Below are 13160 nucleotides of genomic sequence, written 5' to 3' on the forward strand. Positions count from 1 at the left end.
TCTTCGGAGCGGGCCTCCGCTGGAAGATGTCTGGGCATCCGCGCTTCCGGCTATGCCGAAGGGGATTTCTTCGCGAGGATGCGGACGATCTCGCCCTGACCTGAGACGATGCCGCCGAAGCTCGCCGCGGCCACCGCTGCGAAGCCGCGCGGATCGTCCGCGCGGAACAGGCCGGTGATCTTCTGCGCGGCCAGCTCGGGATCGACGACGATCCGCACCGTGCCGTAGCGATCGAAGGCGCGGACAGCGGTGGCCAGCGTCTCCCCCCCGAACGAGATCATGCCATCCCGCCAGGCGAGGAAGCGATCCCGCTCGGACGCGGCGATCGCGCGTATGGCGCCCGCACCCAGCGGCGCGCCGTCGGCCAGCGACAATTCCTGATATTCGCGTAGGTCCAGCCGTCGTGGCGCACGGAACAGGCCGTCGCTCTGCGAAACCGTCAATTGCCCCTTCGCGACCAGCGCGACCAGGGGCAGGCCCGCCATCGCCTGAATGCCCACCGCGCCTTCGGCCATCTCCATCGCCAGCCCGCCGGCATCGATCCCCAGCGCCCGCGCACCACGCCGCGCGACATCGAGGAAGATCTTGCCGCGCTGCAGGGTCAGGCGGCGCCCGTCTCCAGCACCCGCCACATCCACCTTCGTATCGGTGTCGAGCATGATCGTCGTGCCGTCGGCCAGCGCCAGCTTGCGGATCTCGCCCACCCCGCTCTCCAGCGTGCGAACGCGCCCGCGCCCGACGAAGGCGACCGCCGCCACGGAGGCCGCGATCGCCGCGCCGCCGCCGAGGATCATCCGCCGGTCGGGACGGTGTCGCCGGTTCGGCGTGATCGGTTCGGGCTGCTCCGCCTCCCCCGCGCCGGTCCCTTCCGGCATGGCGCCGAGCGCGACCGCGCGTTCGGCATGGATCCAGGCGGCCTGCGCACGCACATAGGCGCCCAGCCGGCGCGGATCGGATTCCAGCCACCGGTCGAGTTCGGTCCGTTCCGTATCGCTGAGGCCGCGCTCCGCCCGCGCTGCCCAGTCTATCGCAGCGTCGTCGATGTCAGCGGCCCGTTCTCGATCGGCCATTCGTCGGTTCGGGTCCTACGGAAGAGAGATCACGAACCCTAGATGACTCGGGCGACACATTTCCGCCACGTCCAAATTGCGCGAGCAGCAGCTTCATGCCGCGTGCGGCATATTTCTCGATCGTATGCTCGGCCAAGCCCAGTTCGTGCGCCGTCTCGCGTTGCGAGAGCCCCTGCACGCGGCGGAGCCAGAAAACCTTGCGGACCTGCGGCGGCATGGTCTCGATCGCCGCCTCCACCCGCCGCAGTTCGCGCTGGCCGAACACATGCTGTTCGGGCGAGGGCATGTCGTCCGGCTCTTCGAGCGCGGCGAGATCGGCGATGGCCTCGATCGAGACGATCTTGCTGCGCCGCAGGCCCTGCAGGAACACGGAGCGCGCCACCTGCATCGCATAATGGCGCGGATCGCGGATGCCCTCGACCGAATCGAGCTTGGCGAGGATCGCGTAGGTTTCCTGGATGAGATCGTCGATATCGGAGTCCGCCACCTGCGTCGTCCGGCGCAGCCACGCGCGTATCGCGGGCTCGTGCGGCAGCACGTGCGAGGCCAGCCACCGGCTTCGTGCGCGATAAGGGGCGTCCATGCGCGGCAGATCGCATGGAAGTATGACAGCCGTGCGAAACGAGACAGCCCGGATCAGCCGGGACCGCGCCTCAACTTCCGCCGTTCGTTCAGATTTCGATTTCCGCGTAATCGTGTTCATGTCGGACGCGGGCCGCATCCGCCGCGGGCATCTCAATTCCCATCGGCGTCGACCATGAACACTATCGGCCTACCGCGCGACACTGGCTCCCAACCGGCCGACAGAGCGGCGCGCACGCACCGCGAGATCGTGGCGTCGTCGAGTTGAAGACGACCGCGCGGCAACCCCTTCAACAGCCGCTTGGGCGGCGGAAATTCCACCAATGCTTCGCGCTTGGCATCCTGCTGGAGAAGGGAAATCGTCATTCCCTTCCAGCCTTCGTCATCCGACAAATGCGGTTCGCGCTGAAGGTGCCAATCATATGATACGCCATCGACATCTACGGTGCCGGCATTGCCTCGGGAGTTCGACATAGCGGCGGCACTAGCATGCCCACCGTGCCGAAGCACAGGTGCGGGTTGATGCCCAAGGCGCAAACGATGCCCGCGCTTGCTGACCGGCCCGATCGCGGCGCGCCAAGCCCCGCCTTGCTTCGGCACCCTGCCATCGTCGATCGACGGAGGTTTGGGTCGATCGCCGAACAACCGATCCTGACGGAGAAAGCAGGCAAGCCGACCGACAGCTTTCAGGTGGGTCCAGCGGGCGCAGCCTGTCCGGCGACGGCATGGGCTGAAGACAGAGCCGCAACCGAACGATATGAGCCCGGGATGGCCCGGCTGCTCCTGTTCAACAAACCCTTCGGGGTCTTGTCGCAATTCACCGACCGCGGATCGCCGACGGTTCGGTCGACATTGTCGGACTTCATTGCGGTGAAGGGCGTCTATCCCGCCGGAAGACTCGATCGGGACAGTGAGGGCCTCCTGCTGTTATGCGATGATGGGCGGCTGCAGGCGCGCATTGCCGATCCACGCTTCAAGCTGCCCAAGACCTACCTTGTTCAGGTCGAAGGCGATCCGCAGGAACCGGATTTGGAGCGCTTGCGGCAGGGCGTCCGGCTCACGGATGGCATGACCCTGCCGGCCGATGTTTCCCGCATTGACGCGCCGGACCTGTGGCTGCGCGATCCGCCGATACGCCAGCGCAGGTTCATCCCCGACAGCTGGCTAAAAATCACCATCCGCGAAGGGCGCAACCGGCAAGTGCGCCGAATGACGGCGGCGGTCGGGTTGCCCACCCTCAGGCTGGTGCGCTGGTCGGTCGGCGACTGGACCGTTGCCGGGATCGAGCCGGGCCGGTTCGAGGAATTGTCTGGTCCGGGCGAGATGACCAGGGGCACGTAGGACCGATGACGCGGTTTGGCGTGTGAGCCTTCGCACAGAAGGGCTTTGAAGCTTTCCGCCTGGCTCGTACGAGATCCGGATGGGTTGCTTCCATCGTCTCGCGCTCGGTGCCCGCGCCTAGCAGCTCGTACAAAGGCCGATCGGCAGGGTTTTCGACTACAATGAATTATCGCCATTCCTTCCATGCCGGCAACAGCGCCGATGTCATGAAGCATAGCCTCCTGATCGCCCTCGTCCGGGCCTTGCAGCTCAAACAGGGCGCGCTGACCCTGATCGAAACGCATTCCGGCTGCGGGCTCTACGACCTTGACGGCGATCAGGCCCAGCGCACCGGCGAGGCCACGCAGGGCGTGCTGCGGGCCTTTGCCGACCCGAACCCTTTGCTGAACGACTATCGCGCCGCCGTACAGGCGGTGAATGTGGGGGCCGAGCCGCATCTCTACCCCGGCTCACCGCGCATTCTGGCGCAGCTTCTGCGCCCGCAGGACATCCTGATCCTCAATGAAAAGCATCCCGAGGACGCCAGTGCCCTGCGCGGCGCGATGCGCGGCACGCAAGCTGCCGTGCATGAGCGGGACGCCTACGAGCTTTGGCTGGCGATGCTCCCGACCCGCACCCCGCGCGGCGTGGTGGTGGTCGATCCGCCGTACGAGCAGACAGACGAACGCGCCCGCATCACAGCCACCCTCGCGGCCGCTTACCGCAAATGGGCGCATGGCGTGACGGTGATCTGGTATCCGCTGAAAGACCGCGCCACGCATTCGCTGTGGAAGGAGCAGTTCCGCAAGCTCGGCATCCCCAAATTCATGGTCGTGGAGCATTGGCTGTACGATAGCGATCAGCCGGGCATATACAACGGCGCGGGTCTTTTCATCGTCAACCCGCCATACGCCTTCACGCAGGCACTCCCACCTCTGTTGGAAGCCCTCCGCGCCGCGCTGGCGCCGGAAGGACATAGGGGCGAGATCACAGCCGATTGGCTGGACGATTGAAATAAACCCACATCGCCGCCCCGGCCCGAAAGAGAAATTGCCGCACTGCAGATCATCAGCAAACCATCTCACGAGTTTCGCGCGATGTCGGATATTGGCTGGTGACCAGCGCTTCACGTGCACCACGTCAATCACGGAACGCTGGCAAGTCCGCTTTCTCCGCGCTCGATCCAAGGCCCGGGGAGACGTCAGGCCGGTTTGGCTGGCACGGGGCGAACCACGACGGCGAACCGATGCTTTACCGTGCAAATATACCTTGCGACGGTTACCGAACGCTTCGGAAGGGAGCGATGGGGCATCATCGTTGGATCCTGCCTTCTACGAACTCCGCCCTTGGAGCGAGGGGCGCGTCGTCGGCGCGCGGCAGCGTTGAGTTGTTCGACACGATCGCGAAAGTTGGCCAGGCGCGCAGCACGTCCGCCACATTAGGCAGCAACTGGTTGTCGAGCGCGAGGCAGCCATCCCCATCGCAGAGCAACGCCTCCGCACGACGGATCGCCCCGCGCAGCGTCTCCCACGACGCAGGCCTCAAAGCATGAGACGACGTGCAGCATCGAACTCGGCCATAGCATCCCGATTTTTGGATTGGATGGACCAATAAATAATTGGCTTTTTCCGTCCGTGCTTCGCGAAAAGGAAGAGCCGCGCAAGTCGGTGAAAACATAATTTCAATGGGAGATGTCGATTGCGTAATTGCTGTCTGACAGTTTCGTCCGCCGCGCTCGCCTTTGTCGGTTCCGCCGCTTCCGCACAGAATGTCGCCCTCCCCGCATCGAGTTCAACCACGACAGCGACAGCGACAGCGACATCGGCAGCACCCGCATCGGCCGCCCCTACTGCGACGGATGCAGCGGCTGAGCGCCCGACGGCACCGGTTTCCGGAGGGGGCCTTGAAGAGATTGTCGTGACAGCGCAACGCCGAACGGAATCGTTGCAGCGCGTGCCCATTTCAATATCGGCGATCACATCGACGGCGCTTACCAAGGCCGGCGCGACAGGAACATTGGCTCTGACAACTGTCACGCCGGGGCTGCAATTGCCACAGAACCGCAACTCGGTCACGCCCTCCATTCGCGGCGTCGGCTCACAGAATGTGACGCCCGGCGACGAGGGCGCCACGGCGGTCTATGTAGACGGCATTCTGTATGCGGCGGCTGGCGCGAACATTTTCTCGCTAAACAACGTGGATCAAGTGGAAGTGCTTCGCGGCCCGCAAGGAACGCTTTTCGGGCGCAATGCCGTGGGCGGCCTGATCAATATCATCACGCGCACGCCGAACGACGAGCAGCAAATTCGCGGATCGATCGGTTACGGCAATTACGATACGACGACCGGCCAACTTTATGTCGCAGGCGGCCTCACCACCGGCATCGCCGCCGACCTCGCGCTTTACGGCTCTTATCAGGGCAAGGGCTGGGGCCGAAATCTCAATCTCGGCAATGAGGTGAACTTCAATCGCGAAGGATCGGCTCGAAGCAAATTCGCGTTCGACCTCGACGGGGCGACGAAACTGATACTGAGCGGCGACTATTCCTATGGAAAGAACGATATCGGCAACACTCGCCAGCCTCTGCCCGGAACTCGTGCCGTCGGCGGCGGCGGATTTGTCGGGACAATCTATGACACGAGCGGCGACATGCCGATCTACGCAAAAAAGGAAACGTGGGGCGTATCGGCGAAACTGACCCATTCGCTCGGCTGGGCCGACTTCACGTCAACGACAGCGTTCCGCCATTATGATCTCGAATATAATTTGGATCAGGACGGCACCCCGACCGTATATGTGGATGGTCGAACGCCCGAACTCACGAAGACTCTGCAGCAGGAATTTCTTCTGGCAGGTAGCGTCGGGCGGCTCAAATGGACGACGGGCCTTTTCTATTTCTACTCCAATGCGGCCTGGGTTGATTTCACGCAACGAAGCACGGTCACGCCAGCAACAAATTTCATTCTCAATTCTCGAATGCTTACCAATTCCTATGCGGCCTTCGCGCAAGGATCCTACGCGTTGACGGATGCGACACATCTCACTGTCGGTCTGCGATATACGCGCGACACGCGGGCTATCAGCGCGGCGCAATATGCGCTTGCCGGCAATCCCCGTCCTGCCGGGACTCTGCTGAATTCCACGGATCTATTACCACATGATCAGACCCATCGCGCGTTTGACAAGCTCACGTGGCGGTTCGCGCTCGATCAACAGATCACGCAATCGATCCTGGTGTTCGGGTCCGTCAGCCGCGGCTTCAAGAGCGGGGTATTCAACGCATCGAGCCCGTTCAATCCTGCGGTATCGCCGGAAACGCTCGACGCATATGAAATCGGCGCGAAGGCGGATCTGTTCGACCGCCAGTTGCGGCTGAACGTCTCCGCCTATCACTACAATTACGACAATATCCAGCTGCAGGCTGTCAACGCGACGGGGCAGAGTATCCTGCTCAATGCCGCCAAGGGCCGGATCAACGGCATCGACGGCGACATCACCGTCGCGCCAAGAGTGAGCTTCGGCGACCTGCAAGTGCATCTGACGATGGCATATCTGGATGCCACGTATCGCAGCTTTCCGGCAGGACAGGTTCTCACTCCACGACCTGCCCCGGCCGGAGGCAATATTCTCAGCAGCGGCGATCTTTCCGGGAACGATATCATCTTCTCGCCGCACTTCACATCCGGCGTTTCGGGGAGTTATGAATTCCCCGTCGACGGTAGCCATGATCTGGGCCTGAGCGCGACATGGTATCGCAACGGCAGCTTTTACTGGGATCCTCAAAACCGGGTGAAACAGCCCGCTTATGATCTCGTGAACGGACAGATCTCGCTCTCGTTCGCGGACAGGAAATTCACCATCCGCGGCTTCGTTCGTAACTTGCTGAATAAGAAATATTACGCTCAGGTTTCGCCGAGCCCGACGGGAGATCTCGGCGTGCCAGGTGCACCCAGAACGTATGGCGCCGCATTCGACTTCTCCTTCTGATGACACAGCACGGCGCAACGATCCCCAGCAACACGGAATTGGGAGGCAAGGTGAGCGCGACATATCAGCCCGCATCGGGATCGGATGATCCGGACCTCGCGACGGCGGACCTCCTGGAAGCGCTTCCTTTTTCCCGCTTCCAGCTCGGTCTGTTGCTGATGACCGGTGCGACTGTGGTGCTGGACGGGATCGACAACCAGATCCTCGGGCTGGCAGCGCCGTCTTTGATCGCCGATTGGCATATCAGCAAAGTCGAGCTTGGCACGGTATTCGCCGTCGGCTTCGCGGGCATGGCGGCGGGAACCGTGATCGCGGGCTGGATCGGCGACCGTTTCGGCCGGAAGATTGCACTCGTCCTCGGCGTGCTTGCCTTTGCGATCGCAACCCTGCTCACCGGCTACTCCCGCTCATTGTTCGAGATGGGCGCTTTGCGGCTGATCGCCGGGCTTGGGTTGGGCGGCGTTCCCGGCACGGCGGCCGCCTTGATTGGCGAGTATATGCCCGCCCGCTTTCGAGCCGCCGCGATCTCGTTCGGGATCATCTGCGTGGCGATCGGCGGAATCATCGGCGGCTTCGCTGCCGCCGCGATCCTGCCGACACATGGCTGGAGATCCTTTTTCTACGTCGGCGGGCTCGTTCCGCTCGTCGGCGCCTTCTTTCTGCTCTGGAAGCTACCGGAATCACCGCGTTTTCTGGCGGCGCGCCCGCGCCGTCATGCCGAACTCGCCAGGAATTTGGGACGTATGGGGCTGTCGCAGCCGCGTATGTTCGTGGAGACGCTGGCGATGGATCGCAAAGGCACGCACATCCCGGGCCGCGCGCTGTTCGGCTCGGAACTGCGTCGTGATACGCTCGCGCTCTGCGCAGCCCTCTTCATGGGGCTGTTTTTGATCTATTCCATGTTTAACTGGGCGCCCACGTTGCTGTTCAGTAACGGTTTCGCGCTCGAGCTGACGCACAGCGGCCTTACGGCATTCAATATTGGAGGAGCTGTCGGATCGGTCATCGCCGGTTTCGCGATGACGCGCCTAGGCTCGCGTCGGGTCTTGATTCCTCTGACGATAATCGCAGCGTTCGTTTGCGCTGGACTGGCCGTATCGCCGATCAATCCCGGCGCGTTTACGAGCCTGCTGGTGGCGCTGCTTGTGCTGGGCCTCACGGGCAGCACCGTGCAATCGACCATCTACGCCGTGGCAAGTCATGCATTTCCTACCAGCCTGCGCGCGCGGGGAATTGGCGTGATGGCGGGAGCCGGGCGACTTGGCGCAATGCTGAGCGCCTTTGCCGGCGCCGATCTTGTGGATTGGGGGGGAGCCGCTTTCTTCACGGTCCTGGGCGTGGTTCTCCTTGTTCAGGCCATCTGTCTCGCCCTATTACGAAACCATATTCCAGCAGCGTCGGCGGCGTGAGGACCGTCCTGGCTTCGTACGTCGTCTGGATAAGCGTATCGTGAACGACGCACGCCGCTCCGTTGCCGCACACGCCGCGCCTATGTGGGTATTGGGCATGGTCACGCTCAGCGGAACGCTTGCCATACATATCTTCATTCCGGCGATGGCGATGGCGGCCGCCGATTTACAGGCGACGCCCGCCGCAATGCAGCTGACGACGAGCTTTTACGTCGTCGGCTTGGCGCTGGGTCAACTCGTTTACGGTCCGCTCGCCGATCGTCATGGTCGTCGGCAGACGTTGTTGGGGGGGCTTGCGCTGTACACGCTGGGCGGCCTCGCCGCATGGACCGCGACCGACGCGGGCACACTCGCTGCGGCGCGCCTCGTCCAGGCGCTCGGAGGATGCAGCGGAATGGTGATCGCACGCGCTGTCGTCCGTGACACGATGGGGCCGGCTCGGGCGAACCGCGGACTGGCAACCATGAACCTGATGATGACGGCCGGTCCCGGCATTGCCCCCTTGATAGGAGGCTTCGTGGCTGAGGCGTTCGGCTGGCGATCCATTATGGCGTTGCTCGTGTTGATGGGGAGCATCAGCCTGTTATGCGTGTTCCTCAGGCTCCCAGAAACACATATGCCGGGCCTGCCAGAACCGGCCGGAACGATCCTGCGTCGGTATCTGCATCTGGCGTTCACGCCGCACTTTCTGGGATATGCGGTCGGGGGAGCGTTCGCGACGACGAGCTGGTATGCATTCATAGGTGCCGCCCCGGGGATTTTCTTCGTCGGGTTGGGGCAGACGCCGCGTGCGACGGGCGTGTGCATGGGCATCATCGTAGGCGGCTTGTGGATAGGAACCGTGGTCGGCTGGCGTTTGGCCGGGCGTCTGACGGCCGAGCGCCTGCTCATAACGGGAAGCCTGCTCAGCCTCGTCGCGGCCATCCTGTTCCTGTTCGTGATGATCGCCATGAATTCGGTGACACTGGTGACCTCGGTCATGTTTCTCTTCACCGCGGGGATCGGGATCGCCGGCCCTGCCGCGCTCGCTCAAGCGTTGGGCGCGAACGATGCGATGATCGGCTCGGCCTCAGGGTTGTACGGTTTCGTCCAGATGGCGATGGGTGCCCTCTGCACAGCGGCTGTCAACCTGGGACGCGATCCCGGCCTGTGGGCGGCCTGTGTGATGCTCGCCGCCGGCATTGGTGCCCAGGTCATGTTTCGGATGGGGCGGGCCGCACGGCTTCAGGGCGAAAGCTGATGTCGCCCAACGACGAATTCTCGCAGCGATACTGCGCCGTCGGATTGCCCCGCCGCGAGAGACATCCCGCCCCTGCGATCATGTCCTCGACCTTGTTCTGACGCAGCGCGATCGCCGCCTGTGCGCCGCTACGGCCCGCGCCTACGGTCGCGACATCCCGATATTCATCCCCAGGCGTCCCGCTCGGGAATTGCCATCTTCAGGCAGAGCTACATGTTCGGATAGTTGGGACCGCCGCCGCCTTCGGGCACGACCCAGTTGATATTCTGTGTGGGGTCCTTGATGTCGCAGGTCTTGCAGTGGACACAATTCTGCGCGTTGATCTGCAGGCGCGGCGTGCCGACATCCTGCCCCACGATCTCGTAGACGCCCGCCGGGCAGTAACGCTGCTCGGGCGCATCGTAGAGCGGCAGGTTCACCGTGATCGGCACCTCCGGATCCTTCAGCGTCAGATGGATCGGCTGATCCTCCTCGTGATTGGTGTTCGACAGGAACACCGAGGAGAGACGATCGAAGCTGATCTTCCCGTCGGGCTTGGGATAGTCGATCGGCCGCGCATGGTCCTTGCGCGCCAGCGTCGAACAGTCCCGGTGATGCTTGAACGTGTACGGCAGGCCGAGCCCGAAAGTGTTCATCCACATGTCGAGGCCGGCCCAGACCGTGCCCATCAGCGGCCCGAACTTCGCGATGGACGGCTCCGAATTGCGGACGAGCTTCAGCTCCTTGGAGATCCAGCTGGCATTCACGGCGGGCTGGTAGCCGGCCAGCACGTCGCCCTGCCGCCCGGCCGTCACGGCCGCATACGCCTCCTCGGCCGCCAGCATGCCGCTCTTCATCGCGGTGTGGCTGCCCTTGATGCGCGGCACGTTCACGAAGCCCGCCGAACAGCCGATCAGCGCGCCGCCGGGAAAGGCCAAAGTCGGCACGGACTGCCACCCGCCCTCGTTGATCGCGCGCGCGCCGTAGCTCACGCGGCGCCCGCCCTCCAGGATCGCGCGGATCGCGGGATGCTGCTTCCAGCGCTGGAATTCCTCGAACGGAAAGAGGTGCGGATTCTTGTAGCCCAGCCCCACCACGAAGCCGAGCGCCACCTGCCCGTTCGCCTGGTGATAGAGGAAGCCGCCGCCCACCTCCTCGGTCAGCGGCCAGCCCTGCGTGTGGATCACGCGGCCGGGCACATGCTTCTCCGGGGCGATGTCCCACAGCTCCTTCATGCCGAGGCCGTAAACCTGCGGCTGGCAGCTCGCCTCCAGATCGAAGATGCGCTTCACCTCCTTGGTGAGGCTCCCGCGCGCGCCTTCCGCGAAGAAGGTGTATTTGGCGTGCAGCTCCATGCCCGGCTGGTAATCGGGCTTGTGCGTGCCGTCGCGCGCCACGCCCATGTCGCCGGTCGCGACGCCCTTCACCGATCCGTCGTCGTGGAACAGCACCTCGGCCGCCGCGAAGCCGGGGAAGATCTCGACGCCCAGCTCCTCGGCCTTGCCCGCCAGCCAGCGGCACAGATTGCCGAGCGAGCCCGTATAGGTGCCCTTGTTGTGCATGAAGCCGGGCGTGAAGAGGTGCGGCATCGCCGTCTTGCCACCCTTCGACAGGAACCAGTGATGATTCTCCGTCACCGGCACTTCGGCCATCGGGCAGCCGTCGGTGCGCCAGTCGGGCAGCAGCTCGTCCAGCGCGATCGGATCCACCACCGCGCCCGACAGGATATGCGCGCCGATTTCGGACCCTTTTTCGAGGATGCACACCGAAAGCTCGGCGCCTTTCTCCGAAGCCAGCTGCTTCAGGCGGATCGCCGCGGCGAGACCGGCCGGCCCACCGCCGACGATCACCACGTCATACTCCATCGATTCCCGCTCGTGCATGGACTATAATTTTCCGGTCAGTTCGGGGACGATCTGGAAGAGATCGCCGACGAGGCCGATGTCGGCGACCTGGAAGATGGGGGCGTCCTCGTCCTTGTTGATGGCGACGATGGTCTTGCTGTCCTTCATGCCGGCGAGATGCTGGATCGCCCCCGAAATGCCGACCGCGACATAGACGTCCGGCGCCACGATCTTGCCGGTCTGGCCGACCTGATAGTCGTTCGGCGCATAGCCCGCATCGACTGCGGCCCGGCTCGCGCCGACGCCCGCGCCGAGCTTGTCCGCCAGCGGATCGATCACCGCATGGAACTGCTCCTCCGAGCCCAGCGCGCGGCCGCCCGAGACGATCACCCTGGCCGACGTCAGTTCCGGACGCTCCGACTTGGCGATCTCGGCGCCGACGAAGCTCGACAGGCCCGCATCGGCACCCGACGCCGCCTCGATCGCGGCCGAGCCGCCCTCGCGGGCCGCCTTCTCGAACGCGGTGCCGCGCACCGTGATCACCTTCTTCGCGTCCGACGACTGCACCGTCGCGATCGCATTGCCCGCATAGATGGGGCGCGTGAACGTATCGGCGCTCTCGACCGAGAGGATGTCGCTGACCTGCATCACGTCGAGCAGGGCCGCCACGCGCGGCGCGATATTCTTGCCGTTGGAGGTGGCGGGCGCCACGAACGCGTCATGGCCGCCCATCAGCGCGACCACGGCCGGCGCGACATTCTCCGCCAGCGCATGCTCGAACGCGGCATCGTCCAGCACCACGACCTTGGCGACGCCGGCGATCTTCGCGGCCGCCTCCGCCACGCCGGCGACGCCGGAACCGGCGACCAGCAGGTGGACCTCGCCGAGCTGGGTGGCGGCGGTGACGGCGGAGAGCGTGGCGTCCTTCACGGCGCCCGCTTCCTGTTCGACCCAGACGAGGACGCTCATGCGGCGACTCCCAAAGCTTTCAGCTTGCCGACGAGTTCATCCACGTCGGCCACCTTGATGCCCGCCTGACGCTTCGGCGGCTCGGCCACCTTCAGCGTCTTCAGGCGCGGGGCGATGTCCACGCCCAGATCGGCGGGCGCCTTCACGGCCATCGGCTTCGACTTGGCCTTCATGATGTTCGGCAGCGACGCATAGCGCGGCTCGTTGAGGCGCAGATCGGTCGTCACGATCGCGGGGATCTTGAGGCTGACCGTCTCGAGGCCGCCATCCACTTCGCGCGTCACGGCGACGCTCTCGCCCGACACCTCGACCTTCGACGCGAACGTGCCCTGGCCCCAGCCGAGCAGCGCCGCCAGCATCTGGCCGGTCTGGTTCGAATCGTCGTCGATCGCCTGCTTGCCGAGGATCACGAGGCCGGGAGCCTCCTCGGTGGCGATCGCCTTCAGGATCTTGGCGACGGCGAGCGGCTCGACCTCGTCGTCCGTCTGCACCAGGATCGCGCGATCGGCGCCCATCGCCAGCGCGGTGCGCAGCGTGTCCTGCGCCTTCTGCGGGCCGACCGAGACGGCCACGACCTCGGTCGCGACACCCTTCTCCTTCAGGCGGATCGCTTCCTCGACCGCAATCTCGTCGAACGGGTTCATCGACATCTTCACGTTCGCCAGATCGACGCCCGTGCCGTCCAGCTTCACCCGCGGCTTCACATTATAATCGATCACCCGCTTCACGGGCACCAGAACCTTCATCTCGCCGATCTCCC

General features: G+C 64.2%; 11 protein-coding genes. 5 read left to right on the plus strand and 6 right to left on the minus strand.

The window, feature by feature from the left end; translation table 11 throughout:
- Positions 1-50: 50 nt before the first annotated feature.
- From HL653_RS21190 to HL653_RS21200, 3 genes are all read right to left on the minus strand, one after another.
- A complete protein-coding gene (locus tag HL653_RS21190; protein ID WP_253717224.1) occupies positions 51-1070 on the minus strand; it encodes a FecR domain-containing protein in 1020 nt (339 codons plus the stop codon).
- A complete protein-coding gene (locus tag HL653_RS21195) occupies positions 1045-1653 on the minus strand; it encodes an RNA polymerase sigma factor (RefSeq protein ID WP_171746258.1) in 609 nt (202 codons plus the stop codon). Before HL653_RS21195 ends, HL653_RS21190 begins: the two co-directional genes overlap by 26 nt.
- Before the next feature lie 152 nt (positions 1654-1805).
- Positions 1806-2126 (minus strand): hypothetical protein, encoded by a 321-nt coding sequence (locus HL653_RS21200; RefSeq protein ID WP_171746259.1) that lies wholly within the window; start codon positions 2124-2126, stop codon positions 1806-1808.
- A gap of 294 nt (positions 2127-2420) precedes the next feature.
- Between HL653_RS21200 and HL653_RS21205 the strand changes: the two genes are divergently transcribed.
- The 5 genes from HL653_RS21205 (at position 2421) to HL653_RS21225 (ending at position 9608) form a co-directional block, all read left to right on the plus strand.
- Positions 2421-2993: a pseudouridine synthase gene (locus HL653_RS21205; RefSeq protein WP_171747177.1), complete on the plus strand. Its 573-nt coding sequence runs from the start codon at positions 2421-2423 to the stop codon at positions 2991-2993.
- 161 nt (positions 2994-3154) lie between these two features.
- Positions 3155-3985 carry a 23S rRNA (adenine(2030)-N(6))-methyltransferase RlmJ gene (locus HL653_RS21210; protein WP_171746260.1) on the plus strand — a complete coding sequence of 277 codons (831 nt, stop codon included), beginning with the start codon at positions 3155-3157 and terminating at the stop codon, positions 3983-3985.
- 904 nt (positions 3986-4889) lie between these two features.
- Complete coding sequence (locus tag HL653_RS21215) at positions 4890-6959, plus strand: TonB-dependent receptor (protein WP_171746261.1); 2070 nt, start codon at positions 4890-4892, stop codon at positions 6957-6959.
- A gap of 50 nt (positions 6960-7009) precedes the next feature.
- Positions 7010-8368: an MFS transporter gene (locus HL653_RS21220; RefSeq protein ID WP_253717226.1), complete on the plus strand. Its 1359-nt coding sequence runs from the start codon at positions 7010-7012 to the stop codon at positions 8366-8368.
- A gap of 97 nt (positions 8369-8465) precedes the next feature.
- A complete protein-coding gene (locus HL653_RS21225) occupies positions 8466-9608 on the plus strand; it encodes a Bcr/CflA family efflux MFS transporter (protein ID WP_216599910.1) in 1143 nt (380 codons plus the stop codon).
- 209 nt (positions 9609-9817) lie between these two features.
- Here the strand turns inward: HL653_RS21225 and HL653_RS21230 are convergent, their stop codons facing one another.
- The 3 genes from HL653_RS21230 to HL653_RS21240 are packed head-to-tail and all read right to left on the minus strand — an operon-like array spanning position 9818 to position 13146.
- Positions 9818-11470 (minus strand): electron transfer flavoprotein-ubiquinone oxidoreductase, encoded by a 1653-nt coding sequence (locus HL653_RS21230; protein ID WP_171746263.1) that lies wholly within the window; start codon positions 11468-11470, stop codon positions 9818-9820.
- A 3-nt stretch (positions 11471-11473) separates the two neighbouring features.
- Positions 11474-12400 (minus strand): electron transfer flavoprotein subunit alpha/FixB family protein, encoded by a 927-nt coding sequence (locus HL653_RS21235; protein WP_171746264.1) that lies wholly within the window; start codon positions 12398-12400, stop codon positions 11474-11476.
- Positions 12397-13146, minus strand: a complete 750-nt coding sequence (locus HL653_RS21240) for an electron transfer flavoprotein subunit beta/FixA family protein (RefSeq protein WP_171743498.1) — start codon at positions 13144-13146, stop codon at positions 12397-12399. The genes HL653_RS21235 and HL653_RS21240 overlap by 4 nt, the downstream gene beginning before the upstream one ends.
- Positions 13147-13160 lie beyond the last annotated feature (14 nt).

The organism is Sphingomonas sp. AP4-R1 (assembly GCF_013113735.1).
In the GTDB taxonomy this organism is placed as follows: domain Bacteria; phylum Pseudomonadota; class Alphaproteobacteria; order Sphingomonadales; family Sphingomonadaceae; genus Sphingomonas_I.